Source organism: Rhizomicrobium sp., from assembly GCA_037200045.1.
In the GTDB taxonomy this organism is placed as follows: Bacteria; Pseudomonadota; Alphaproteobacteria; order Micropepsales; family Micropepsaceae; genus Rhizomicrobium.
The window spans coordinates 553,025-575,660 of the sequence record JBBCHM010000001.1 but is presented as its reverse complement, the minus strand read 5'-3'; the positions used below and the strand labels follow the sequence as shown (position 1 = coordinate 575,660).

General features: G+C 68.3%; 25 protein-coding genes. 10 read left to right on the top strand and 15 right to left on the bottom strand.

The window, feature by feature from the left end:
* The first annotated feature begins 70 nt into the window (after window positions 1–70).
* The gene (locus tag WDM86_02630) at window positions 71–823 is read left to right on the top strand and encodes an AraC family transcriptional regulator (protein MEI9988911.1); all 753 of its coding nucleotides are present in this window, start codon (window positions 71–73) and stop codon (window positions 821–823) included.
* Window positions 824–829: 6 nt separating this feature from the next.
* Here WDM86_02630 and WDM86_02625 read toward each other — a convergent pair whose 3' ends face one another.
* Window positions 830–2,230: a glutamine synthetase family protein gene (locus WDM86_02625; protein ID MEI9988910.1), complete on the bottom strand. Its 1,401-nt coding sequence runs from the start codon at window positions 2,228–2,230 to the stop codon at window positions 830–832.
* A gap of 117 nt (window positions 2,231–2,347) precedes the next feature.
* Between WDM86_02625 and WDM86_02620 the strand changes: the two genes are divergently transcribed.
* Window positions 2,348–3,427: an extracellular solute-binding protein gene (locus tag WDM86_02620; GenBank protein ID MEI9988909.1), complete on the top strand. Its 1,080-nt coding sequence runs from the start codon at window positions 2,348–2,350 to the stop codon at window positions 3,425–3,427.
* A 158-nt stretch (window positions 3,428–3,585) separates the two neighbouring features.
* On the opposite strand, the gene WDM86_02615 is transcribed toward WDM86_02620, so the two are convergent.
* The 8 genes from WDM86_02615 to speD form a co-directional block, all read right to left on the bottom strand.
* Complete coding sequence (locus WDM86_02615) at window positions 3,586–4,056, bottom strand: periplasmic heavy metal sensor (protein ID MEI9988908.1); 471 nt, start codon at window positions 4,054–4,056, stop codon at window positions 3,586–3,588.
* A 1-nt stretch (window position 4,057) separates the two neighbouring features.
* Complete coding sequence (locus WDM86_02610) at window positions 4,058–4,378, bottom strand: hypothetical protein (protein MEI9988907.1); 321 nt, start codon at window positions 4,376–4,378, stop codon at window positions 4,058–4,060.
* The gene (locus tag WDM86_02605) at window positions 4,375–4,929 is read right to left on the bottom strand and encodes an RNA polymerase sigma factor (protein MEI9988906.1); all 555 of its coding nucleotides are present in this window, start codon (window positions 4,927–4,929) and stop codon (window positions 4,375–4,377) included. The genes WDM86_02610 and WDM86_02605 overlap by 4 nt, the downstream gene beginning before the upstream one ends.
* Window positions 4,930–4,964: 35 nt before the next feature.
* A complete protein-coding gene (locus WDM86_02600; GenBank protein MEI9988905.1) occupies window positions 4,965–5,240 on the bottom strand; it encodes a hypothetical protein in 276 nt (91 codons plus the stop codon).
* Window positions 5,237–6,355, bottom strand: a complete 1,119-nt coding sequence (locus WDM86_02595; GenBank protein MEI9988904.1) for a glycine cleavage T C-terminal barrel domain-containing protein — start codon at window positions 6,353–6,355, stop codon at window positions 5,237–5,239. Before WDM86_02595 ends, WDM86_02600 begins: the two co-directional genes overlap by 4 nt.
* Window positions 6,352–7,755 (bottom strand): hypothetical protein, encoded by a 1,404-nt coding sequence (locus tag WDM86_02590; protein MEI9988903.1) that lies wholly within the window; start codon window positions 7,753–7,755, stop codon window positions 6,352–6,354. Before WDM86_02590 ends, WDM86_02595 begins: the two co-directional genes overlap by 4 nt.
* A complete protein-coding gene (locus WDM86_02585) occupies window positions 7,752–9,200 on the bottom strand; it encodes an FAD-dependent oxidoreductase (protein ID MEI9988902.1) in 1,449 nt (482 codons plus the stop codon). Before WDM86_02585 ends, WDM86_02590 begins: the two co-directional genes overlap by 4 nt.
* Window positions 9,201–9,327: 127 nt before the next feature.
* Window positions 9,328–9,813, bottom strand: a complete 486-nt coding sequence (gene speD / locus WDM86_02580) for an adenosylmethionine decarboxylase (GenBank protein ID MEI9988901.1) — start codon at window positions 9,811–9,813, stop codon at window positions 9,328–9,330.
* Window positions 9,814–10,115: 302 nt separating this feature from the next.
* Between speD and speE the strand changes: the two genes are divergently transcribed.
* Both speE and WDM86_02570 read left to right on the top strand, forming a co-directional pair.
* Window positions 10,116–10,979, top strand: coding sequence for a polyamine aminopropyltransferase (speE, locus tag WDM86_02575; GenBank protein MEI9988900.1), 864 nt, complete (start codon window positions 10,116–10,118; stop codon window positions 10,977–10,979).
* A 39-nt stretch (window positions 10,980–11,018) separates the two neighbouring features.
* Window positions 11,019–11,543: a prolyl-tRNA synthetase associated domain-containing protein gene (locus tag WDM86_02570; protein MEI9988899.1), complete on the top strand. Its 525-nt coding sequence runs from the start codon at window positions 11,019–11,021 to the stop codon at window positions 11,541–11,543.
* Between the two features lie 33 nt (window positions 11,544–11,576).
* Here the strand turns inward: WDM86_02570 and WDM86_02565 are convergent, their stop codons facing one another.
* Window positions 11,577–13,802, bottom strand: a complete 2,226-nt coding sequence (locus WDM86_02565; GenBank protein MEI9988898.1) for a TonB-dependent receptor — start codon at window positions 13,800–13,802, stop codon at window positions 11,577–11,579.
* A 287-nt stretch (window positions 13,803–14,089) separates the two neighbouring features.
* Here WDM86_02565 and WDM86_02560 point away from each other — a divergent pair, with 287 nt between their 5' ends.
* Window positions 14,090–14,683, top strand: a complete 594-nt coding sequence (locus WDM86_02560; protein ID MEI9988897.1) for a GNAT family protein — start codon at window positions 14,090–14,092, stop codon at window positions 14,681–14,683.
* 150 nt (window positions 14,684–14,833) lie between these two features.
* Here the strand turns inward: WDM86_02560 and WDM86_02555 are convergent, their stop codons facing one another.
* On the bottom strand, window positions 14,834–16,402 hold the full coding sequence (locus WDM86_02555) for an NAD(P)/FAD-dependent oxidoreductase (GenBank protein ID MEI9988896.1): 1,569 nt from the start codon (window positions 16,400–16,402) through the stop codon (window positions 14,834–14,836).
* Window positions 16,402–17,349, bottom strand: a complete 948-nt coding sequence (locus WDM86_02550) for a DUF3298 domain-containing protein (protein MEI9988895.1) — start codon at window positions 17,347–17,349, stop codon at window positions 16,402–16,404. The genes WDM86_02555 and WDM86_02550 overlap by 1 nt, the downstream gene beginning before the upstream one ends.
* A 124-nt stretch (window positions 17,350–17,473) precedes the next feature.
* Between WDM86_02550 and trxA the strand changes: the two genes are divergently transcribed.
* From trxA to WDM86_02530, 4 genes are read left to right on the top strand one after another with little or no spacing between them, the layout of a single operon-like run.
* Entirely contained in the window at window positions 17,474–18,427 is a 954-nt protein-coding gene (gene trxA / locus WDM86_02545; GenBank protein ID MEI9988894.1) for a thioredoxin, read from the top strand.
* A 7-nt stretch (window positions 18,428–18,434) separates the two neighbouring features.
* Window positions 18,435–19,085: an LON peptidase substrate-binding domain-containing protein gene (locus tag WDM86_02540; protein ID MEI9988893.1), complete on the top strand. Its 651-nt coding sequence runs from the start codon at window positions 18,435–18,437 to the stop codon at window positions 19,083–19,085.
* A 4-nt stretch (window positions 19,086–19,089) separates the two neighbouring features.
* Window positions 19,090–19,281 carry a Trm112 family protein gene (locus tag WDM86_02535; GenBank protein ID MEI9988892.1) on the top strand — a complete coding sequence of 64 codons (192 nt, stop codon included), beginning with the start codon at window positions 19,090–19,092 and terminating at the stop codon, window positions 19,279–19,281.
* Window positions 19,278–19,631 (top strand): DUF971 domain-containing protein, encoded by a 354-nt coding sequence (locus WDM86_02530; GenBank protein MEI9988891.1) that lies wholly within the window; start codon window positions 19,278–19,280, stop codon window positions 19,629–19,631. Before WDM86_02535 ends, WDM86_02530 begins: the two co-directional genes overlap by 4 nt.
* Window positions 19,632–19,658: 27 nt before the next feature.
* Here the strand turns inward: WDM86_02530 and WDM86_02525 are convergent, their stop codons facing one another.
* Together WDM86_02525 and WDM86_02520 are read right to left on the bottom strand one after the other, a co-directional pair.
* Window positions 19,659–20,024 (bottom strand): GIY-YIG nuclease family protein, encoded by a 366-nt coding sequence (locus WDM86_02525; GenBank protein MEI9988890.1) that lies wholly within the window; start codon window positions 20,022–20,024, stop codon window positions 19,659–19,661.
* Between the two features lie 122 nt (window positions 20,025–20,146).
* Window positions 20,147–21,037 carry a cyclase family protein gene (locus tag WDM86_02520; GenBank protein ID MEI9988889.1) on the bottom strand — a complete coding sequence of 297 codons (891 nt, stop codon included), beginning with the start codon at window positions 21,035–21,037 and terminating at the stop codon, window positions 20,147–20,149.
* A gap of 51 nt (window positions 21,038–21,088) precedes the next feature.
* On the opposite strand from WDM86_02520, the gene WDM86_02515 reads away from it, so the two are divergent.
* Window positions 21,089–22,006, top strand: a complete 918-nt coding sequence (locus WDM86_02515; protein MEI9988888.1) for an ion channel — start codon at window positions 21,089–21,091, stop codon at window positions 22,004–22,006.
* 198 nt (window positions 22,007–22,204) lie between these two features.
* Here the strand turns inward: WDM86_02515 and WDM86_02510 are convergent, their stop codons facing one another.
* A complete protein-coding gene (locus WDM86_02510; GenBank protein ID MEI9988887.1) occupies window positions 22,205–22,636 on the bottom strand; it encodes a hypothetical protein in 432 nt (143 codons plus the stop codon).

The window sequence follows — 22,636 nt, the reverse complement described above, 5'->3', positions numbered from 1 at the left end:
CTGGCGCCGGGGCGCGGCGTCTTCCACTATTCCAGCGCGCTTGCACCGACCGAGCGCCTTGGAGCCTGACATGATCGCAACCAACGACCTGCGCGCCCCGCGCTATGCGCCGCACGCAAGGATGGCGCCGCACAGCCATGACACTCCTTCGATCGGCGTGATCGTCGAGGGCGGGTTCCGCGAGCGCATCGGCCGCGCGGAACACGACTACCGGCCGGGCATCGTCTCCTTCTGCCCGGCGGGCGTGGCGCATTCGCAAAGCTTCGGCGCCGAGGGCGCGCGGCAGATCATCTTCCGGCCCAAGGACGACTGGCTCGCCTTTCTCGCCGACGAGCGCGAACCGGGCGCGGCCTCGCTCCATGCGCGTTCGCCGGCCGGCCGCGAGCTCGGACTGCGCCTGCTCGCCGAAATGGCGCGCGGCGACGCGCTGGCCGCGCTCGCCTGCGAGGGCCTCATGCTCGAGATCGTCGCCGCCTTCGGCCGCGCGCGATCTGACACCGCCATGCCGGCCTGGCTCGGCCGGGCGCGCGACATGATCCATGCCCGGTCGGACGAGACGCTCACGGTCGCGCGCATCGCCCGCGCCGTGGGACGCCATGACGTGCATGTGGCGCGCGAATTCCGCCGCCATTTCGGGCTGCCGATCGGCGCCTATCTGCGCCGGCTGCGCGCCGAGGAGGCGGCCGCGCGGCTGCTGCGCTCGCGTGCCGGCATCACGGAGATCGCGCTGGCCTGCGGCTTCGCCAGCCACGCCCATCTCTGCCGGGTGTTCAAGGCGCGGTTCGGCATGACGCCGTCGCAATATCGCGCGCTCGGCGCCTGAGCGCGCTCAGAGATACCAATCGTATTCCGCCGCCGAGATGATCTTGCGGAAGCGTTCGGCTTCCAGCCGCTTGGTCTCGCCATAGAGCGCGACGGTTTCCTCGCCGAGATAATTCGAGACGGTCATGCCGTCCTTCAGCCGCGTCAGCGCCTCGTCCAGCGTGAAGGGCAGCGCCAGATCGGGCTCGCGCGAGACATTGACGGTCGCGGGCGGGCCGGGATCGAGCTTGCGCTCCAATCCGTAATGCAATCCCGCCAGCACGGCGGCGGCGGCGAAATAGGGATTGGCGTCGGCGCCGGCGGCGCGGTGCTCGACGCGGCGGCCCGCGCCCGGGCCGACGGGGACGCGCAGCCCCGCCGAGCGGTTGTTGACGCCCCAGCGGCGGTTGACCGGCGCGAACATGTCGGGCTCGAAGCGGCGGTAGGAATTGATCGCCGGCGCGAACAGCGCCATCGATTCCGGCATCAGCGCCTGCAGGCCGCCGATGGCGTGGCGCAGGCGCTCCGAGCCTTCCGCCGTGCCGTCGTCGAAGATGTTGCGGCCGTCGATGTCGAGGATGCTGGCATGGATGTGCAGGCCGCTGCCGATGCGGTCGAGATAGGGCTTGGCCATGAAGGTCGCCTCGAAGCCGCTGGCGCGGGCGGCGCATTTCACGATCTGCTTGAGGAACACGGCGTGGTCGGCGGCCAGGCGCGCATCGGCCTGGTGATGCAAATTGATCTCGAACTGGCCCGGCGCGTATTCCGACGAGGCGCCGCTGACCGGGATGCCCTGCACCCGCGCCGCCTCGCCCAGCGCGGCGTGGAAGGCGGCATAGCGGTCGAGATCGTCGATCGAATAGACCGCGTTGTCCTTCTCGCGCAGGCCGCTGCGCGGACAGAGCGGCGGCAGCGGCGCGCCGTTCGCGTCGCGGGCGCGGTCGATCAGGTAGAATTCCAGCTCCAGCGCGACCACCGGCGTCAGGCGATGATCGGCGAAGCGCTCCAGCACGCGCTCCAGCGCGGCGCGCGGCTCGCCGCCGGTCGGCGCGCCGTCCTCGTTGCGCATGCTGGCGAGCAGTTGGAGCCGCCTGGGCCCCTCGCCCCAGACGGGCGAGAGCGTGCCGGGCACCGGCCAGGCGGTGCCGTCGGGGTCGCCGTCGCCGAAGCCGCGGCCGAACGGGTTCACCATCTCGCCCTTGACGTCCATCAGATAGACCGAGCGCGGCAGCTGCATGCCGGTCTCGAACAGGCGCGCCGCCTGCGCCAGCGGCAGGCGCTTGCCGCGCATCGTGCCGGAGATGTCGACCACCACGGCATCGACGCATTCGACGTCCGGATGGGCGGCGACGGCCGCCTCGAATTCCGCGCGGGCGGAATCGACGAAAGCCGGCCGCGCGAAGGCGGGAAGGGGCGTTGCCTTGTTCATGGGCACATCATAGGCCGGCCCGGCGCGGCGACCAACTGACACGATCGCGACGCGCGCGATTGCGCGGAAGGGCCGGCCGCCCTAGCTTTCATGTCGGTTTCCGCCCTGGAGGGGATAATGAAATTGCCGGTCAAATTGGCGATCGCGGCCGCGCTGGCGCTGAGCGTCGCGGCCTGCGGCCGAAGCGGGGACAGGAACGCCGCCGCGCCCGCCGGCAAGCCGGTGTCGCTGTTCCAGTGGGAAGACTACATGGACGCGCCGTTCCTGGCCGATTACCAGAAGACATATGGCGAGAAGCCGAACATCACGATCTTCGCCGACGAGGATGAGGCCTTCGCCAAGATGCGCGCCGGCTACAAGCCGGACGTGATGGGGCCCTGCTATTACGAATTCCCGCGCTGGCGGGAGGCGGGGCTGCTGCAGCCGATCGACACGACCAAGCTGAAGAACTGGAACAAGATCTCGCCGACCCTGCGCGACATGCCCGGCATCTGGGCCGACAAGACCCATGTCTGGTTCGTGCCGCATTACTGGGGCAACACCTCGATCACCTTCCGCACCGATCTGGCGCCGGAATATGTCAAATCGCAGAGCTGGAACATCCTGTTCGATCCCAAATACAAGGGCCGCGTCTCGGTGCTGGACGGCGTGGACGATACCGTGCCGTTCATCGCGCACATGATCGGCGTCGACGCCTACAACATGACCCCGGCGCAGTACGAGCTGGTGAAGGCGAAATTGCGCGAACTGATCAAGCAGACGCGCGTCGTGTCGAGCGACAACACCACGCTGACGCAGGGGCTCGGCTCGGGCGAGATCGTGGCGGCGATGTCGTGGCGCATCATCTACAAGACGCTGCACGACGAGGGTAAGCCGGTCGCGTACATGAACCCGCCGGGCGGCATGTTCACCTATGTCTGCGGGCTGGTGATGCACAAGGATCCGTCGGACGAGGCGAAAGCGCTGGCGCTGATCGATTCCTCGCTGTCGGACGGCGCGGCGGCCTACACGATCGAGAAGATCGGCGACGAGCCGGCGAACGAGGAGGCGCTGAAGAACGTGTCGAACGAGACCTTCGCCCGTCTCGGCCTGACGCGCGACGTGGAGACCTTCCTCAAGAGCGGCATCTTCCAGCGCCGGCTGAAGAACAAGGACCGGATCGTCAACGACTGGACGGAGATCCGGGCGGGGTTGTGAGGGGTTGGTCTGACCGCCCGCCGAAAAACAATAGGTGTCATGGCCCGCGAATGCGGGTGACTGTGTTGTCAGTGAAACTGGATAGTACGTGCAGAACTCAACTGGGTGGCCCGCATTCGCGGGCCATGACAGTTTTGGTTTAGGCTCAACGGTATCCGCTACCGCTGCAGCATCCGGAAGAACCACGAGTGGTCGCGGGCCTTGAGGCGATCGGCCATGGCCTGGCGCTGCGCCGGCGACAGTGTCGCCAGGCTCTCGCCCGCCAGGGCGACCGCTTCGCGCTCGACGGCGGCGTCCGCCGCCGCCATGGCGTCGAGCGACGCGGCCATCTTCCGCAGCGTGTAGTCCGGCGCCGCGAAGGCGCCGAAGACCTCGCGGCGGGCCTGCGCGGCTGCGCGGCGCAGGTCGGCGATCCGGGCCCGATGCGCGGCGACGATCCTCTGGATGGCGCCTTCGCGGTCGGGAAACTCCGCCATGACGGCGCGCGGCGACATCGGGCCGCCGCCGCCGGCCGCGATGTCGAAATGCGCGATGCGCCACGCCACCACCGCGATGCCGGCGATCAGCGCCACATTCAGGCACAGCGATACGATCAGCAGCCATTTGCGGCGGGGCCGGGTCTCGTCCATCTCAGCCGCCTTGCGCAGTGATGTCGATATCGACGGCGAACGCGCTTTCGTCCGGCGACGGTTCGAGCGGCGCGAAGGCGGCGACGCCGAGCCCGATCATCAGCGACAGCGCGAAGGCCATGGCCGGCTGCCACACCGGCGCGCCGGGCCATATCAGGTCGGCGGCGCGGCGCAACGCCTTCGCGAAGCCCCGGCGCGCCGCGATGCGGTCGAAGTCGGCGAGGATGCGCCGCTCCAGCGCTTCGGGTACCGCCAGCGCCGGCGCCATCGCCAGCAGCCGGCCCAGCCGGGCGTCGTCCTCATTGTCTTCCATCTTCGTCATGCCCAGCCGTCGTCCTTCAGGTGTTCGAGCGTCACGCGAAGCGCGCGGCGCCCGCGCGCCAGGAGCGATTCCAGGGCTTCAACGCCGATCCCGAGGATTTCCGCCGCTTCAATATTGCCGCAGCCCTGGAAATGGCAAAGCTGGATGGCGGCGCGCTGGCGCTCCGGCAGAGCGGCCAGCGCCGCCTCGATCTGGACGGAGATCGCCGCGTTCTGCAGGCCCGCCTCGGGGCCTGGCGCGGGATCGACGATTTCAGCGGCTTCGTCCAGCCGCGCGGTCGGGCGGCGGCGCAGCCGGTCGTAACACTTGTTCAAGGTCACCCGGTAAAGCCAGGTGCCGATCTTGGCGCGGCCGGGCTCCCAGCGCGACGCGTGGGTCCAAAGCTGGATGAAGGCGTCCTGCACCGCGTCCTCGGCCTCGATCGGATCGGACAGCATGCGCCGCGACAGCGCCAGCATCCGGGGAAGATGGTGCGCCATCAGAGCCGCGGCCGCGGCGCGGTCGCCCCGGCCGACGCGGGCGACGAGGTCGGCGTCCGGATCGATCGTCATGCCGGAACGGACTGTCGCGAACGCATGCGGCGGTTTCAACGGGCCTTGGCGGACTTTCCGTCGGCGGCCTCGGCGGCGAGGCGCAGGATGGCCTTGTGCTGGGTTTTCGTCATGGCCGGCAGCCGCTCGAAATCGTCGCCCAGGCCGATATCGGCGTAAAGTTCGCCTTCGCCGTGCTCGTGGAAATGCAGGAAGCTCCTGCCGCCCAGATAGAAGCAGCCGCGCGATTTCTCCTTCAGCGCGCCGTGACGGCGGAGCTGTTCGAGCAAGGGCTCGAGCCGGTCGAGCGCCTTGGAGCCGGCATGCTTCATGGCGCGATGGGATCGGGTGGCGGCAGAAAAGGCAAGTCCACGATGCGCGCCGCCGCCAGGGTCGGCGGCAGGAGGCGCGAGGCGGGGAGCATGACCTCGACGGCGGTGCCGGGCACCGCGCGGGCTTCCTCGATCTGCGCGAGCGCGATGGCGCGGCGCAGCAGCGGCGAATAGCGCGAGGACAGCGTGCGGCCGATCGTCTTGCCGCCGGCGGTCACCGGCGTGAACGGCGCGGGCACGGAGCTGTCGATGACGAGGCCGGCGAGGCCGAGGCGCGGCTTGGCCGCGCGCGCGGCGCGGGCGCCGTTGAAGCCGGCATGGTCGGCATCGATCAGCCTGGCGAGGCGAAGCTCGCCGGCCAGCGGCCCGGTCGCGTCCGGGTCGGTCGCGCCGTCATAGTCGCGGCCGGGCCGCGGCACGCCGGCTTCGATGTCGAGCACGTCCATCGCGTCCAGCCCGGCGGGCAGGATCGCGAAGGGCGCGCCGGCGCGGGCGATGCGGTCCCAGACCAGCGGCGCGTCCTCGGCCGAGCACCAGAGTTCGTAGCCGCCCAACTCGCCGAAGCGCGACAGCGTGACGTCGATGTTCTTCCACGCCTCCTTGCGGAAAGCGGACAACTCCAATGCGGGATCGAGGCCCAGCGCCGCGACCAGCTTGGCGGCATAGGGACCGGCGATGGCGAGGCCGCCCTCCTCTTCCGTCACGTCGCGAACCGCAACGCCGAAGCGCGCGGCGGCGTCGGCGATCCAGTCGGCATCCTGCCCCGCCGAAACGAGAAGGTAGGACTGGCGGCCCTGCCGCGCCACGACGCCCGCGCCGCGCACGCCGCCGCCGTCACTGAGCCACAGCGCCTTCAGCGCCTGGCCGGGCTGCAAGCCCGAGGGGTCGCGCGTGAAGAGGCGCTGCACCAGCTCACGCGCCCGCGCGCCCTCGAACGCGACACGCCAGCGCCAGGAGATGTCGGCCATGACGACGCCGACGCGCGCGGCGGCGGCTTCTGCGTCGGTGCGCGAATAGGCGGCGGCGAGCGTGAAGCCACCCCGCGCCGTCCACAGATTGCCGGCGTTGGCGTCGGCGGCGCGGCTGTGGAAGGGCGTGGCGCGGACGGGGCTCATGGCGCGCCCACCCTTTTGTGCCGCGCGACGGCGATCCGCGCCGCCTGGCGCGCGGCGCGGCCGGACAGCGCGTGGACCGGCTCGGCATCGATGCCGCAAAGGAGAAGGCCGCGCACGGGCGTCTCGATCCGCGCCGCTGCGCCGGCCAGCAGGCGCGCGACGGCGAAGGGCTCGCCCTGCGGCGGCTCCAGCACGTCGGTGTTCGTTATCGCCTGGGCAAAGCCCGTCGCGTGGCGCTCGATCATCGCCGTCACCGTTCGCACCAAAGCGTTACGGTCGTAAGACGGCGCGACGGGCCAGGCGCGGACGGTGAGCGTGCGCGCGGCGTCTTGCGCAAACATCACGAGTTCGAGAGCGGGCTCGGGCGGCGCGGTGCCGAGGCGGATGGCGGCGAGCGCGGTCTCGTAGGTCTCGGGCCGCTCGGCGATCACCGTGCGCGTGCCGGACGCGAAGCCGGCATCGAAGGCGGGCGCCAGGGTGAAGACGAGCGTTGCCGCGCCGAAGGCTTCCGCCGGCCGGCTCAGCGCCCGCGCCGCGCCGAGCCCGATCTCGCCTAACGGCAAAAGTTCGAGCAGGCTGCGGCGGCGCGACAGCGCCGAGAGCACCAGCGGCGCCGCCACCGTTTCTCCGGTGGCGAGTTCGGCGCCCGTCACCGCGCCGCCGGCGAGCGTGAGCCGCGCGACCGTCGCGCCGGTGCGGATCGCCGCGCCCGACGCCTGCGCCGCTTCGGACAGGGCGCGCAGCAGGCCGACCACGCCGCCCTGCGGAATGGCGACCGCGCCCTGCAGGCCGCTCATCTCCTGCCCCGCCGCCCACAGCAGCGCCAGCGCCGAACCGGCTTCCGGCGGAGCGGCGCCGCAATCGGCGGCGGCGAAGGCGAGCGCGGCGCGCAGCGCGTCGGATTCGAACGTCGCCGCGATGTAGGCGCTGGCGCTGGAGACGCTCAGACGCTCGAACAAGGCGCGCGGACGCGGCTTGAGGCCGGCGAGCGTCTCGGCCACCGGCCTGCCCTCCCACCAGGACGGGCGCAGCGCGCGGGCGAGCGCGAAGAGGTCGCGGCGAAAGCCGGCATAGGCGAGCGCGTCGGCCTGCGACAGCGCGGCGAGGCTCTTGGCGGTGGCGTGACGGTCGCGGCTCACCACCGCGTTGGCGCCGCCATGGCGCAGCGCCGTGAGGCTGAGATCGCGGGCGGCGAATTTCAAACCGTGCCGGGCGAGCTTGAGCTCCTTGACGACGACCGGATCGAGCGCGGCGAGCGTCGCGGCGCCGGCATGGCCGAACAGGATGGCGGACCGCTCCAGCAATTGCGCGCGCAGGCCCGCTCTGGCGAGGAACGAGACGGCGATCAGCCCCTCGACCCCGCCGCCGACCACCAATGCGTCGAATTGCTGCTCGCTCATGACAGCCTGCCCGCGCGCAGATCGGCGATCAGCGCCTCGGCGGCGATGGCGCCGGCGGTGCCGGTCGCCAGCGGCCCGGCGGCGGAAGACGGACCGGCGAGGTAAAGCCCGTCGACCGGCGTGCGCGGGCCGCCGCGCGCGAAGCCCGGGCGGAAGGCGAACATCTGGTCGGGCGCGATCTCGCCGCCCGCAAGATCGCCCGCCGTGGCGCTCAGCGCCTCTTCCAGATCGGGCGGAACCAGAAGCTCGAATCCCAGGACGTTCTTGCGGATGCCGGGAAGAACCTCCTCGATCGCCGCGAAGATGCGCTGGGCGAGCAGGTCGCGCTTCTCATGCGTCCAGGCGCCGTCGAACGGCGTGAAGGGAACGCAACCGACGGTCGCGGTCATCGTCGCGGCGCCGATGGGCGCCAGCGCCGGATCGGACGCCGAGCAGAAGCGCAGCGTGATCGGCAGGTGCTCGGCCAGGACGCCGCCGCGCCAGGCGGCGTGCGCTTCGACCAGCCGGCTTATGTCGGGCATGACGTGCAGCGCTCCGCGCGGCGCCGCGTCCGGCCGCTCGCCGAGCGCCACGAGCAGGCGCGCGGTGGAACCGGCGGTGCGGAAATGCGCGATCCGTCCGATCGCCTCCTTGGGCAACTCGCTCCACGGAAACATCGAAAGGAAAGTGCGCTTGAGGTCGAGGGTCGAGATCACGGCGCGGGCGGCGACCTCGCTGCCATCGGCATGGCCGACGCCGGCGACGCGGCCCTTGTGACTGCGTATGTCGCTGACCTCCAGCCCGCAGGCGATCTCGGCGACCGCCTCGCGCGCCGCCGCCGCCAGCGCGATGCCGAGCCCGCCAAGGCCGCCGCGCCACACCCCGCCGGCCGGCCGCGCGAGCAGGTGCAGCGCCGTGCCGGCGGCGAGCGGATCGGCGGCACGGCCCTCCAGCGCGCCGGCGGCGGCGAGCGCCGCCTGCTCCTGGTTCGGCGCGAACGCGGCGACGAGGTCGGCGAGGGCGCGATGGTTCCAGTCTTCGGCCGGCCAGGGCGCTTCGCGGTGTGTCGCGAACGGATTCCAACGCGACGGCGGCGGTGACGGCAATCGCGCTCGCGCCAGCGCCGCGCCGCGCCGCGCGTCGATGGTGGCGTGCAGTTCGGCGAACGGATCGGCGATCAGTTTCTTGTCCGGCCAGGCCGCCGTCTCGGGCGCGGGCGGCATCGCCCAGGCGCCGTGGCGCGCGAGATCGAGCGACCAGAACAGCGAATCGTCGATCGGCGCGATGTCGTCGGCGAAGGGCGAGGCGAAGAAGCCGGGATGGAATTGCTTTGTGACGAGCACGCCGCCAGGACCCGGCTGACGTTCGAGCACGACGGCGCGCAGGCCGGCGCGGCCGAGCAGCGCGGCCGCCGCCAGCCCATCCGCGCCGGCGCCGATGATCGCCGCGTCGTACCGCTCCGCCACACCCCACTCCCACGCGGCCTATTAGGCCTCACGGATGATAGCCCTGAAACGGGACAGTATCGGTGCAATGACAAAGGGCGGAAACAGATGTTTCCGCCCTTTGGTTAATACGTCGCGCCGGGAATTTTCAGAGAACGCCGCGCTTGTGCTCGCCGATCACGATGCGCCCCGGGTTGAAAGCCGCCTTGAACACGCCGAGCGCCTTGCGGGGCTCCGCGTCGCCGCACATGAACACGTCGAACGCGGCATAGCCTTTTTCCGGCCAGGTGTGGACGGAGATGTGGCTTTCCGCCAACACCGCCACGCCGGAAATGCCGCCGCCTTCGCAGAACGTGTGCAGGTGAATGTGCAGGAGCGTCGCCCCGGCAGCCTTCACCGCGTCGATCAACGCCTGTTCGATACGGTCGCGGTCGGCAAGGCCTTCCGCTTCCCACAGGTCGATGATCAGGTGGCTTCCCGCATAGGTCAGACCGTTGCGGGTAATGAAGTGGTCTTTTTGTTGATCGTCGTTGATCGCCAGCGGCGGAACGACGACAGGAACGGTCTTCGCGGAAGTGCGGACTCGGGGAGCCCTAGCTTCTTTGGTCGCCGCAACAAGTTCGAGTCTAGCCATTTCGGGCACCTACCCAGTTAAGAGTTGACACCTGCGCCTTGGCCTTACGGACTTCCGGACGCGTCTCAAGAAGAAAGCGGCGGACGGTAACGCCGTCGCGCCGCTTCAGTCCCCTTGCGAGGACTGAGGGGGAATATATGTACGCTGGCCCCGCATGCAAGAACTTTTGTCACCCCAGTGTAAAATTTTTGCCGGCGCGTGTCCGTCGCGACGCTTCGCGACGCGCTCTCGACTCCGTTTCCGGCGCGTCTTAGAAGGCGATCACCTTCCTTCCACGCCGTCACTTCCCGCGGAGCAAAATCATGGCGAGCAGTTTCAAGGAGCGTCTCCACAAGGGCTACGCGCAGTCGATCGAACTCGCGGGCCCGCCGATCGTCGAGGAAAAGAGCCAGTTCCAGCGCATACGGATCTTCGACAGCGTCGCCAACGGGCGCGTCATGACGCTCGACGACGTCGTGCAGATCACCACGCGCGACGAGAGCGCCTACGCAGAAATGCTTACCCATCTGCCGATCTTCGAGCACGGCCGGATCGAGCGCGTCATGATCGTGGGCGGCGGCGACCTCTCCATCGCCGACGAGGCGCTGAAGCACAAAGGCGTCAGGGAAGTCGTGCTGGTCGACATCGACGGGCGGGTGGTGGAGCTCTGCCGGGAACATTTCTCCGAGATCAACGCCAAGGCGTTCAAGGATCGGCGGCTGAAGATCGAGATCGCCGACGCGTTCGAATATCTCGGACGCCCGGCGAGCAAGGGCCGCTTCGACCTCGTCATCGCCGACCGGCCCGACCCCATCGGCCCCGGCAAGGCGCTGTTCGGCGAAACCTTCTACGATCGCGTGCGCGACGCGCTGAAGCCGGGCGGGTTGGCGACGTTCCAGACCGGCGTGCCGTTCTACCAGCCCTGGGAGATCACCGAGGCGCTGGAGGAGCTCGCGGAATTCTTTCCCCAATCGGGACTCTATCTGAGCGTGGTGCCGACCTATATCGGCGGCTTCATGGCGCTGAGCTGGGCGTGCAAGGGCGCCAAGCGGCTCGGCACGCCGGCCGGCATCCGCAAGGCGGCGGCGGCGTATAAGAAGTCACGCATCAAGACGGACTATTACAACGACGCCATCCACGGCGCGGCCTTCGCGCTGCCGGAATGGATCCGGCGGCTGGTGCCCTGAAAATCTACCCTCCCCTTGAGGGAGGGTAGGAAGTACCGCATGACCGCTCCATCATCCCCCGACGACCGCGAAGCGGCGCTCTATGCGCGCTTCACGGCGCTCGGCATCGGCTGGACGACCTATGCGCATGCGCCGGTGTTCACCGTCGAGGAAGCGGCGGCGCTCTATGACAGCCAGCCCGGCGGGCACAGCAAGAACCTGTTCCTGAAGGACAAGAAGGACGGGCTGTGGCTGGTCACGGTGCGCGACGACCTGCGCGTCGACCTGACCGCGCTGTCGAAGGTGCTGGCAAGCCCGCGCTTCTCGTTCGGATCGCCGGAGCTTCTGCTCGCGACGCTCGGCATCACGCCGGGCTCGGTGACGCCCTTCGCGGTGATGAACGATCCGGAGGGCAAGGTGCGGCTGGTGCTGGACGCCGGGATGCTGGCGCTGGCGCCGCTGAACTTCCATCCGTTGCGCAACGACCGCACGACGGCGGTGACGGCGGCGGACCTGTTGCGATTTGTCCGCGCCACCGGGCACGAACCGACGATCGTGGAAATACCGGTGCGAAGCGAAGGATAACCTCTCCCGCAAGCGGGAGAGGACAGCAGTTCGTCAGTTCAAATGCCCGGTGATCTCCACGCCGACCACGCGCGGATCGCTCACGAAGCCGGTGTTATCGTCGAAATCGATGCCGCCCTGGACGTTCGCCTGGTCGGTGATGTTGCGGGCATAGACCGCGAGCTCCCAATCCTTGTCCGGCGCGACATAGCCGACGCGCAGGCCGCCCTCGTAATTGCCGTTGCTGTGGAATTCGAGCGACTTGTAGAGGAAGAAGTTGGTGTAGCCCTGGATGTACCAGTCGGTGAAGGCGTAGAGCTGCGCCCCGCTGTCGAGCGGCCAGATGTACTTCGCCGTCAGGTTCGCGACATATTCCGGCGCGTTGGGGAACGGATTGCCGTTGACGAAGGCGTTGCCCGAGCCGTCGGTCGGGTTGGTGACGGTGCACTGCGCGCAGACGCCGGTCTTGAGCAGCGGATCGTTGATCTGGGTGTGGTTCCACGACGCGCCGGCGGTGAACGCCCAATTCTCGTCGGGATCGTATTCGGCGTCCGCCTCGATGCCGTAGGCGAGGCCCGCCCTGGCGTTGAGCAGGACGATCGAATTGCCGACCGCGGCGCCGCCGACCGCGGAGAACTGCGGATGGGCGAGGTAATAGGTGTAGCCGTCGAGGTTGAGGCGGATCTTGCGGTCGTCGAGCAGCGTCTTGATGCCGCCCTCATAGGAGGTGATCGTCTCGGACCGCGCGGTGGAGTAATTGCCCGGCGGCGTGTTGAACGCGATGTTGCGGCCCTGGATCGAGGGACCGCGGAAGCCGGTGGCGATGCGGGCGTAGAGGTTCACGTCCTCCGCCACCGTGTAGAGCGCGCTCACGTCCCAGCTTACATTGCTGCCGCCGACCTTGACCGGCGTGGTGATGGTGTCGAGCGGGCCGTTCGCCGTCATCGCCTTCACGTCCGAGGTCCAGCGCACGCCGGCGGTGACGGTGAAGGCGTCGGTAACCTTGTAGCTCGCCTGTCCGAAGGTCGCCCAGGCGACGTTGGACTGGCGCACCGCGGTCGACACGTTCGGCGCGAAGGCGGTGATGGTGGTGTCCTGGTACTTGGTCGAGAAGTAGTAGGCGCCGACCTGCCAGAACAGCGGCGAGTTCGCGTCGTCGCTCGCCAGATGCAGTTCCTGGGTGAACTGGTGGAGATAGTCCAGACCGTCCTGCGATTCGGACTGGAAGATGATGAAGCCCGGACCCATGGACGGCAGGTATGACGCGCCATAGCCGCCGTCGATGTCGCCCCGGCTGTAGCCATGCGTCGATTCATAGCCGGTGATCGAGGTCAGCTTCATGCCGTCGAAATCGTATTCCATCGTCGCGTTGGTGCCGAGGCCGTCATATTTCTGCGGATTCTCGTTCTTCGGATCCACGAAGCCCTGGTCGAAGTACACCTTGTCCCAGACGTAGTTGGCGTTCAGGTGATCGTTGCCCGGGCCCAGGATATTGGCGCGGAACACCGCCGCCGTGCCGTCGAGCGAGCGGCCATGGACGTTGAGCAGGACGCTGAAATCGTCGGTCGGCTTCCACAGCACCTGGACGCGGCCGGCGCGCTCGTCGTAACCGCCCAGCGCGTCGTTGATGCCGAGGAAGGCGTTGCTGATATAGGGATCGCGATGCTGGAACAGGCCGGAGGCGCGCACCGACAGCGTGTCGTCGAGCGGCACGGTGATCGCCCCTTCGAGATTGGCGGTGCCGAGCTCGCCATAGGAGCCCTTGGCATAGCCTTCGAGCGTGTCGCCGGGCGCCACGCTGGTGAACTTGACGATGCCGGCGGTGGTGTTGCGGCCGAACAGCGTGCCCTGCGGGCCGCGATCGACTTCGACATTGCCGATGTCGTAGAGCGGCGCGCTCTTGAGAACGACGTTCTCCTCCACGACGCCGTCCTCGATGATCGAGACCGGCTGCGAGGCGGCGAGATCGAAATCGGCGTTGCCTAGCCCTCGGATATAGAAGCGCGGCGCGACGCGGCCGTTCGACGATTCGGAATACAGGCTCGGCACGCGGGCGGCGATGGCGCGGATGTCCTGGCCGGAGCTGAAGATCGACTGCAACTCGTCCGCCGGAATGGTCGTCACCGATTCGGGAACGTCCTGCAGGTTCTCCGCGTGCCGCTCGGCGGTCACGACGACGGTCTCGACCTCCTGCGCGGCGGCGGGCAAGGCGCTCGAACAGGCCAGCACGAACGCGGCACCGGAGGCGCGGTAGACGGACTTCAAACGTGACGACAACATGGATATCCCCTCACACGACCATCGTCCCCGACGGCCGCAAACCTGTTGCGAGCCCCCCGGTTGTTCCGTCCCAAGTTTATTGTAGTTGTCGCCATCGTGACGGCTCTGCGAAATTATTGTCAATAAGTTCGCCGCGGAATGCCTGAGGATTGGCCCGGCGTGTGGTGCGCGGGTCACGCAATCTGTCACAATTGGTCGTAGACGCGGGGCCGGCATTCGCGCGGCGCGCTGGTCATCGCGTCCCGCCGTGGCGAGCATGCGGCTCACTCGCAGCTTCGGAGAATCGGTTGGAGAAGGCGGAAACACTTGGCGGCGCCACGCTGACGGGGCGCTTCGTTGCGCTCGAGCCGCTATCGCAGCGCCATCACGCGGACCTGATCGCGGCGGCGCGGGCGCCGGGCCTCTTCGACTACATGCCGTTCGACACGCGCGACGGCTTCGCCTCGCGGCTGCCGTGGTTCGCGGCGGAGAATGCGAGCGGCGCGATGGTGAGCTATGCCGTGCGGCGACTGGCCGACGACGCGATCGTCGGCTCGACGTCCTATCTGGCGATCGCGCCGGAGCATGCGCGGGTCGAGATCGGCTGGACCTGGTATGCGCCGCAGGTGCAGGCGAGCGCGGTCAATCCGGAAGCGAAATACCTGCTGCTGGAGAATGCCTTCGCGAAGCAGTGGCACCGGGTGGAGTTCAAGACGGATTCGAAGAACGCCCGCTCGCGCGCGGCGCTGAAGAAGCTGGGCGCAAGGGAGGAAGGCATCTTCCGCGGCCATATGTGGATGCCGCAGGGCTATTGGCGCGATTCGGTGTACTTCTCGATCCTTGCGAGCGACTGGCCGCGGGTGAAGGCGGGGTTGGAGGAGCGGTTGGCGGGGTTTGATTGAACACCCTGTCATCCCCGGCCGAGCATCGCGAAGCGATGCGAGGGGAAGGGGACCCAGGTGCCGATATATCGCTGGTTTCGCAGACCTGGGTCCCCTTCCCTTCGCGATGCTTCGCATCGCTCAGCCGGGGATGACGGCGGGGCTTAAATTCTAAGCCTGCAACCACCCCGGCTTTTTCAATCCGAAATGCCTTTGCAGCATCGTCTCGGCGCGCTCCAGCGCGCCTTCGACCCAGCCTTGCGCCAGCGAATAAGCCTCACCGCACACATAAAGCTCGCGGCCCGGCATCGGCTTCAGCATCGCGGCGGAATCCGCGAGTCCGTCATGGCCGAGCGCGTAATAATGCCAGCCGCCGCCATAGGGATCGACGCTCCAATCCTGGAAGCACGCGGCGAGCGGCACCGCATCCGTCCTGCCGAGCACCAGCGACGCCTCGCGATGCACTTCGCGCGCCAGCGCCGAGTCGCCGGCGAGCTTGGTGAAGCCCGATGGATCGGGCTGCGCCACCAGATGCTCCCATGTCGCGACATTGCGCATGTCGCTGTACGCCATCAGCACGCCATAGCCGTTGGTGTCCTCGCCCGGCAGGCGCGTCATCTCCGAGCCCAGGCAGTAGAACTGCCGCGCCGGCATATCGGTGATCGAGCGGCCCTCGACAATGCCGTGCTCGCGCCACCAGGGGCGTTTGTAGAGCAACAGACTCTTGCAGGCGGGGATCGGCGTCACCGAGGCGATCAGGCCGGCGAAGTGGCGGTCGGCGTGGCTGTCCGGGAAATCCTCGATGCGCTCCAGCGCGCGGCGCGGCAGAGCGAGGATGACGCGGGCGGCGGTGAGCGACGTCTGCCGTCCGGCGCCGTCGCGGACCGTGAGGCGGTGGCGCGCGCCGTCCGGCACCAGGCTGACGAGGCGCGTCCGCGTGGCGATGCCGGCGCCCAGCTTCGCCGCCTCCGCCGCCAGCGTCGTCGGCAGGCGCTGATAGCCGCCGGCGATGGTGGAGTAAGAGGCCGCCGGATCGTCCGGCGCGAAGAAATAATCCAGCTCGTCGAGACCGCTTTCGCCGCCGATCCAGTCGTCATAGCCGGAGGTATCTTGGGTCAGCGCCAGTTCTTCGGCCGTCATGCCGTGGAGCAGCAGGTCGCGGCCGTTCCAGTCGCGCAGCAGCCGGTTCCGGTAGCGCCAGCTCGTGCGGATCTTCGCCCAGTCGGCCGGCTTCATATGCGAGGCGTTCGGCAGGATCGCGTCGAAGGCGCGCGGGAAATAGGTCGCCCGCGGCGTCTGGTCGATATCGGGCACGCGATAGGGGAACCGCGCGCGGCCGGCGGAGACATCGGACAGCGGATAATTCCTGCCGCGCAGCATCATGCGGTTCGCCGGCTCGTCGATCGGATAGCCGCGCGCCGGCAGGCCGAGCGCGCCGACGAGTCCGAAGACATGGGCGTGCGTCTTGAGGAAGCGCATGCCGCCGGCCTCGGCGATCAGATGCGGCGCCTGCGGGAAGGCGACCGAATGCAGCCGTCCGCCGATGCGCTCGGACGCCTCGAACAGGCGGACGCGCAGATGCGGCTGCTCCTGGCGCAGTCGCCAGGCGGCATAGACGCCGGAGACGCCGCCGCCGACGATGGCGACATCGAGATCGGCCGGCGTCGCGGCGCGGACGACGAGCGGGGCGGCGGCGAGCGCGGCGGCGCCGCCGAGGATATCGCGTCGGGAAAGACGCATCAGCCGGGCGCCTTGTTCAGCGCGGCGAGACGGTCGCGATAGAGCTTCGTCAAACAGGGCACGAGAGCGCCGCCGGCGCAGAGCTTGCCGCGCGCGGCGAGCCAGTCGCGCTGGTCCTGCCGCAGCAGGTCGTTGGCGTTGACGTCCGACGAGCGATGCTTGCTGCGATAGAGATCCGCGACCTCGCGGTCCAGCCGCGACAGAGCCAGATCGGCGCACAGCGCGTGCTCGACCGGCGTCGCCGCCTTCTTGCAGTCGAACGAGGGCTGCGGCGCGCGCCAGTCGGGGCGGATATAGCCCTTGAGCTGCGTCAGCGGGATCGACACCTCCTGCGGGCCGGCGGCATAGGCCGCGACCTGATAGGGCGGGAAGTGGATGTGCAGCTCCTTCGGCAGCCACAGGAAATATTTCAGACTGAGCGCGTCGGGGCCGGCGCCGCTCGCGATGTCCTCTTTCGTGGTGAGCGAATCCGGACCGCCGATGGTCCGGACGAGCTCGGCGATGGCGAGGTCGCTGACGCGCTTCAGGCCGCGCTGGCCGTCCACGATCTCGGGCAGGAAGACCTGCTCGCCGGTGGGCAGGACAAAATTGAAGGCGGAGAAGCCCGTGTTGGGATGTACGCCGCCGGTGTCGGCGAATTCCGTAAACAGGATGCCGAACATCTGGCCGTCATTGCGTTCAACGTCATAAGAGATGTCGAGCGTGTAGGCGTGCTCGCCGCCGGCGAGGTCGGGATCGTAGGTCTTGAAGTCCGCGACGTTCTTGCGGGCATAGTCGGCGAGCACGGCGTCGACCGCCTTGTTGCCGGTCTGGGGATATTGCACCGAGATGTCGAACGCCTTGCTCTGGAAGGCGAGGGTTTTCTTGGCCAGCGGCAGGCCGGCGGCCGACGCGGCGCCCAGCGCCAGGAAGGCGGCAAGGCAAAGAGACATAAGGCGAATCGGCATCGGACACTCCCCCGTTGGGGCGATGGTGGAACCGGGACGCGACAGCTTCAAGGCGGCGCGGAGGCCTTTTCTTTCCCCGCCCGAGCGCCCATCTTGGGAGGATGAAATCTCGAAAGTCAGCACCATGGCATTGATCGGACCGAGCGGCAGGCCCGTGACCTCGGCGAAACCGGCCAGCGCGCCCGCGCCCGGCCCCGCGAACCCCTATGTCAAGGATAGCGGCCTGGAGACCTTCGCCGCCGATGTGATCGAGGCGAGCCGCGAAGTGCCGGTGATCGTCGATTTCTGGGCGCCGTGGTGCGGGCCGTGCAAGACGCTCGGCCCGATACTGGAAAAGGTGGTCGCCGAGGCCAAGGGCGCGGTGAAGCTCGTCAAGGTCAACATCGACGAGAACCAGGAGATCGCGCGCCAGCTCCGCATCCAGTCGATCCCCGCCGTGTTCGCGTTCAAGGACGGCCAGCCGGTCGACGGCTTCATGGGCGCCATTCCCGAAAGCCAGGTGCGCCAGTTCATCGCCGGCCTCGCCGGCGAAGGCCATGGCGGCCACGACCATGCCGAGGAAATCCTCGCCATTGCGGAGGAAGCCTTCGCGGCGGGCGATGTCACCCAGGCGGCGCAGGCCTATGCCCATGTGCTGCAGGACGAGCCGGGCCACCCCAAGGCGGTGGCGGGGTTGGCGCTCTGCTATCTCAAGAGCGGCGACCTTGAGCGGGCGAAGCAGACCCTGCAGCTCGTGCGCCCCGACGGCGCGGCCGACGAGGCGGTGCGCGCGGTCGAGGCCGAGCTGAAGCTGCGCGAGCAGGCGGCGGCCGCGGCCAGCGGGCTCGACGCCGCCAAGGCGAAGATCGCGGCCGATCCGAAGGATCATCAGGCGCGCTTCGATTATGCACTGGCGCTCGACGGCGCCGGCGACCGCGAGGGCGCGATCGACCAGCTTCTCGACATCGTGCGGCGCGACCGCAAATGGAACGACGACGCGGCGCGCAAGCATCTGGTCACGCTGTTCGAGGCGATGGGGCCGACCGATCCGCGCACCCTCGACGCGCGGCGCCGGCTTTCCTCCATTCTTTTTTCGTGAGGCCGACATGGCTGGGCGCTATCACTCGACGGACGACCTGCCGCGCACGCTGGGCATCTTTCCGCTGACCGGCGTGCTGCTTTTGCCGCGCGGGCATCTGCCGCTCAACGTGTTCGAGCCGCGCTATCTGGCGCTGGTGGAATCGGCGATCTCGGGCAGCCGGCTGATCGGCCTGATCCAGCCGACCGAGCACGAGGACAAGGCGCTGAAGCCGCCGCTGACCCAGATCGGCTGCGCCGGGCGCATCACCGCCTATCGCGAGACCGAGGACGGACGCTATCTCATCACGCTCACCGGCATCTGCCGCTTCCGCGTCGCGGAGGAGCTGGACACGCCTGCCTCGTTCCGCGCCGTCAGGCCGGACTTCGCGCCCTTCGCCGGCGACCTCGCCGAGCGCGACGACCAGGATTTTCCGCGCGAGCGGCTGCTGGCCGCGCTCAACGAGTATCTCTCGCGCCGCGAGCTCAAGGCCGACTGGAAAAGCGTGATGAACGCGCCGGCCGAGACGCTGGTCAACGCGCTCGCCATGCTCTGCCCGTTCGAGCCGAACGAGAAGCAGGCCCTGCTCGAAGCGCCGGAATGGACCGACCGCGTCAGCACGCTTCTGGCGCTGCTCGAAATGGCGGGGACCTCGCCGGGCTCGAACACGGTCAATTGAGGCGATGCCGACCGATCCCAAGCTGCTCGAGATCCTGGTCTGCCCGGTGACCAAGGGGCCGCTCGCCTATGACCGCGAGAAGCAGGAACTGGTGAGCAGGCAGGCCGGCCTCGCTTTTCCGATCCGCGCCGGCGTGCCGATCATGCTGGCGTCCGAGGCGCGCGAGCTCTCCGACGCCGAGCGCGACGCGCGATGACGGCGGCGGCGACCAAGCCCTGGCCGGTCGAGCTGAAGCTCAATCCGGCGAAGAACCAGCTTACGGTCGAATACGACACCGGCGAGCGCTTCGTGCTGCCGGCGGAATATCTGCGGGTGGAATCGCCCAGCGCCGAGGTGCAAGGCCATGGCCAGGGGCAGAAGCAGATCGTGACCGGCAAGGCGGGAGTGACGATCCGGGCGCTGGAGCCGGTCGGCAATTACGCGGTGCGCATCGTGTTCGACGACGGCCACGACACCGGGCTGTTCTCCTGGGACTACCTGCACGAGCTGGGCCGCGAGCAGCGCGCGAAATGGGTGGCGTATCTGAAGGCGAGCGGCAAGGCGTGAGCCGGCCGCCCGCTTCAAGCACCGCTGTCATCCCCGGCCGAGCGATGCGTCAGCATCGCGAGGGGAAGGGGACCCAGGCATATCCGGCAGCGCGATCTCTCCAAGGAGGCGCGCATGCAGATCGTTCCAGCCGGAATTGTTCTGCTCGATCAGCTTGATCTTCCACGCGCGATTCCATTTCTTCAGACGCTTCTCGCGGGCAATCGCGGCATGGATGTCCTCGAAGACCTCGAACCAGACCAGAATGTGCACGCCGTATTTCTTGGTGAAACCATCGACCAGATCGTTGCGATGTTCCCACGTCCGGCGCATGACATCGTTCGTCACGCCGACATAGAGCGTGCCGTTCCGCCGGCTCGCGAGGATGTAGACGAAATAGAGATGCTCTCGCATGGCGAGACGTTACTGCATCAAGTGCCGACCAGCGAGCCCGTTGCACCGCCTGGGTCCCCTTCCCCTCGCATCGCTTCGCGATGCTCGGCCGGGGATGACAGGTTGGGCTTGACGCGCGGAAGTTATCGCACCCGCGCGCCGGCTTTCGGGTCCCAATGCAGCGGATGCGCCGATTTCGGCAGCGGCGCGTCGCCGCGTCCCGGCGTATCGCCGTATTCCCACGAAGACGGACAGATCGCGATGTAGCGGGCATAGCCGCCGGTGCCGCCCTTCAGCTTCGGAAAGCCGAAGGCGACCAGGCAACCCGTCTCCGCCACCTTGTCGAGATTGGCGACGCCCTCGGCCTGGGCGTAGCCGTGATGCATCAGCCAGGATTCGCCTTCCAGCGTCGGCGTGGTGTCGGTGTCGAGCGCCTCGTGGCCGTGGAACAGGATGTGCCGCTGCAGGTGCAGGAACTGGAGCGCCGCCAAGGTCACGCCGGGAAACCGCGTCTCGGCGGCGAGCTTGGGATCGGGCCAGCGCTTGGACCAGTCCGAGCGGATGAACACCACCGAGCCCGCCGGGATGCGGCCGTGCAGCTTCTCCCAGGCGAGGATGTCGCCGACCTGCATCTGGTAGCCGAAATTCTTCCGCACCTGCGGCACGATGGAGATCACCACCAGCGGGCGTAGCGAATAGGTCGCGGGCAATTCATCGATCGCCGGATATTCCGGCGCCCAATGCGCCGGCGGATCGAGCTGGGTGCCGAGCTGGTCGGTCTGCAGGTCGTAATGCGACGCCTCGAAGCCGTCGGCCTTGTAGGTATAGGGCTTGCCGGTCAAGGGATCGACGGTGGGCGCGAAGGCCGAGGGCGCGAAGCCGCGCCACACCGGAATGCCCGGCGCGATGGTGTGGGTGAGGTCGATATATTTGGCGTGCGCGAAACTTTGCGCGTAGACATCCCACAGGCCCTGGGCGCGGGCGGCGCCCGCCAGCAGGAGCAGCGTTGTTGCCGTCAGGATGGAAAACCGCATATCTCTCCCTCCAGGAACGGTTCAGCATATGCCACAGGAACGGGCCGGAGCGTGAGCGGACAAGGCGAAAATCCGGACGGCCGCGCCGAAGCCAACAAGCCGCGCCAGCCGCCGAACCTGACCTTCGCGCGCCCGGGCGCGCGCGTCGCCATCGTCAAGGGCCAGGACCAGACGCGCTGGCTGGATTTCTACCACGCGGTGCTGACCGCGCCGTGGTGGCTGTTCTTCCTGGGCCTGCTCGCCTTCTTCATCGTCATCACGCTGGTCTTCGCCCTGCTCTATCTCGCCGATCCGACGCCGCTCGCCCATGCGCGGCACGGCAATTTCTGGGACGTCTATCTGTTCGCGGTCGAGACCATCGCGACGATCAACTATTCGGGCTTCGTGCCGCAGACGACCTACGCCAACATCATCGTCAGCATCGAGGGTTTTTTCGGCATCCTGACGACGGCGCTGTTCACCGGCGTGACGTTCGCGCGGGCGTCGCGGCCCTTCGCGCGCATCGTGTTCTCGCGCAGCGCCGTGGTGCTGCCGTTCGACGGCGTGCCGACGCTGATGTTCCGCACCGCCAACCAGCGCGGCAATTCCATCGTCGATGCCGAGATCCGCGTGACGCTGGCGCGCCAGCAGGTGACGCGCGAGGGGCTGGAGATGCGCCGCTTCGAGGACCTGAAGCCGGCGCGCCAGCGCAGCTCGCTGTTCGCGCTGTCCTGGACGATCATGCACCGCATCGACCGGCACAGCCCGCTCTACGGCATCACGCGCGAGGCGATGGTCGCGCAGGAGATGGAGATCATCATCATGCTGAGCGGCCTCGACGAGGCGCTGGCCGACCGGGTCTATGCCCGCCATTCCTACGCGCCCGAGGACATCGTCTGGGGCCACAAATTCGTCGACGTGCTGTCGCTGAACAAGCAGGGCCGCCGCGTGGTGGACCTGACGCGGTTCCACGACACGGAGCCGCTTTAGGGCGGCGTCAACAGCTCTCGATGTCATCCGCCGCGAATGCGGCGGACCCAGCTGACAAACGTGCTGGCGGGCTTCAATTTCGGGCTGTTGTTGCGCTGCGTAGGTCTATTCGAAAGATGTCCGCAGAAGCGCCGCAGGTTTCACCTGGGTCCGCCGCATTCGCGGCGGATGACAGCGGTTCTGGTTGGTAACGCGAACCTAACTCCGCCCCATCGCCCGCTTCTCCATCGCGACGATCGGGCCGTCGGTGAAGAGGTATTCGCGCAGCTCCTTGTCGAAGCGCGCGTCGGCGCGGCGCAGCCATTCCAGGATCATCGAGGCATGCTCGATCTCCTCGTCGGCGTTGTGCAGCAGGATCGCCTTCAGCTCCGCGTCGTCGGTGTCCTCGGCGCGCTGGCGGTACCAGTCGACCGCCTCGAGCTCCTCGCGGATCGAGTTGATCGCGTAATGCATGTGCAGCGTCTTCTGCGACAGCTTGGCGCGCGGGATGTGCAAATCCCCGCCGCTCAGGGGCGGCGGAAGCGGCGGCGCGGCCGGTGCGGCGGCGGGCTTGGGCGGCTCGGGCGCCGGAGCGGCTTCGATTTTCGGCGGTGCCGCCGCGGCACGCCTGCCACGCAAGAACCCGAACAT

What these genes read in the sequence shown, in the direction of transcription:
- WDM86_02630 (MEI9988911.1), top strand. Translation starts at nt 71, where the DNA reads ATGATCGCAACCAACGACCTGCGCGCCCCGCGCTATGCGCCGCACGCA.
- WDM86_02625 (MEI9988910.1), bottom strand. Translation starts at nt 2,230, where the DNA reads ATGAACAAGGCAACGCCCCTTCCCGCCTTCGCGCGGCCGGCTTTCGTC.
- WDM86_02620 (MEI9988909.1), top strand. Translation starts at nt 2,348, where the DNA reads ATGAAATTGCCGGTCAAATTGGCGATCGCGGCCGCGCTGGCGCTGAGC.
- WDM86_02615 (MEI9988908.1), bottom strand. Translation starts at nt 4,056, where the DNA reads ATGGACGAGACCCGGCCCCGCCGCAAATGGCTGCTGATCGTATCGCTG.
- WDM86_02610 (MEI9988907.1), bottom strand. Translation starts at nt 4,378, where the DNA reads ATGACGAAGATGGAAGACAATGAGGACGACGCCCGGCTGGGCCGGCTG.
- WDM86_02605 (MEI9988906.1), bottom strand. Translation starts at nt 4,929, where the DNA reads ATGACGATCGATCCGGACGCCGACCTCGTCGCCCGCGTCGGCCGGGGC.
- WDM86_02600 (MEI9988905.1), bottom strand. Translation starts at nt 5,240, where the DNA reads ATGAAGCATGCCGGCTCCAAGGCGCTCGACCGGCTCGAGCCCTTGCTC.
- WDM86_02595 (MEI9988904.1), bottom strand. Translation starts at nt 6,355, where the DNA reads ATGAGCCCCGTCCGCGCCACGCCCTTCCACAGCCGCGCCGCCGACGCC.
- WDM86_02590 (MEI9988903.1), bottom strand. Translation starts at nt 7,755, where the DNA reads ATGAGCGAGCAGCAATTCGACGCATTGGTGGTCGGCGGCGGGGTCGAG.
- speD (MEI9988901.1), bottom strand. Translation starts at nt 9,813, where the DNA reads ATGGCTAGACTCGAACTTGTTGCGGCGACCAAAGAAGCTAGGGCTCCC.
- speE (MEI9988900.1), top strand. Translation starts at nt 10,116, where the DNA reads ATGGCGAGCAGTTTCAAGGAGCGTCTCCACAAGGGCTACGCGCAGTCG.
- WDM86_02570 (MEI9988899.1), top strand. Translation starts at nt 11,019, where the DNA reads ATGACCGCTCCATCATCCCCCGACGACCGCGAAGCGGCGCTCTATGCG.
- WDM86_02565 (MEI9988898.1), bottom strand. Translation starts at nt 13,802, where the DNA reads ATGTTGTCGTCACGTTTGAAGTCCGTCTACCGCGCCTCCGGTGCCGCG.
- WDM86_02555 (MEI9988896.1), bottom strand. Translation starts at nt 16,402, where the DNA reads ATGCGTCTTTCCCGACGCGATATCCTCGGCGGCGCCGCCGCGCTCGCC.
- WDM86_02550 (MEI9988895.1), bottom strand. Translation starts at nt 17,349, where the DNA reads ATGCCGATTCGCCTTATGTCTCTTTGCCTTGCCGCCTTCCTGGCGCTG.
- trxA (MEI9988894.1), top strand. Translation starts at nt 17,474, where the DNA reads ATGGCATTGATCGGACCGAGCGGCAGGCCCGTGACCTCGGCGAAACCG.
- WDM86_02540 (MEI9988893.1), top strand. Translation starts at nt 18,435, where the DNA reads ATGGCTGGGCGCTATCACTCGACGGACGACCTGCCGCGCACGCTGGGC.
- WDM86_02535 (MEI9988892.1), top strand. Translation starts at nt 19,090, where the DNA reads ATGCCGACCGATCCCAAGCTGCTCGAGATCCTGGTCTGCCCGGTGACC.
- WDM86_02530 (MEI9988891.1), top strand. Translation starts at nt 19,278, where the DNA reads ATGACGGCGGCGGCGACCAAGCCCTGGCCGGTCGAGCTGAAGCTCAAT.
- WDM86_02525 (MEI9988890.1), bottom strand. Translation starts at nt 20,024, where the DNA reads ATGCGAGAGCATCTCTATTTCGTCTACATCCTCGCGAGCCGGCGGAAC.
- WDM86_02520 (MEI9988889.1), bottom strand. Translation starts at nt 21,037, where the DNA reads ATGCGGTTTTCCATCCTGACGGCAACAACGCTGCTCCTGCTGGCGGGC.
- WDM86_02510 (MEI9988887.1), bottom strand. Translation starts at nt 22,636, where the DNA reads ATGTTCGGGTTCTTGCGTGGCAGGCGTGCCGCGGCGGCACCGCCGAAA.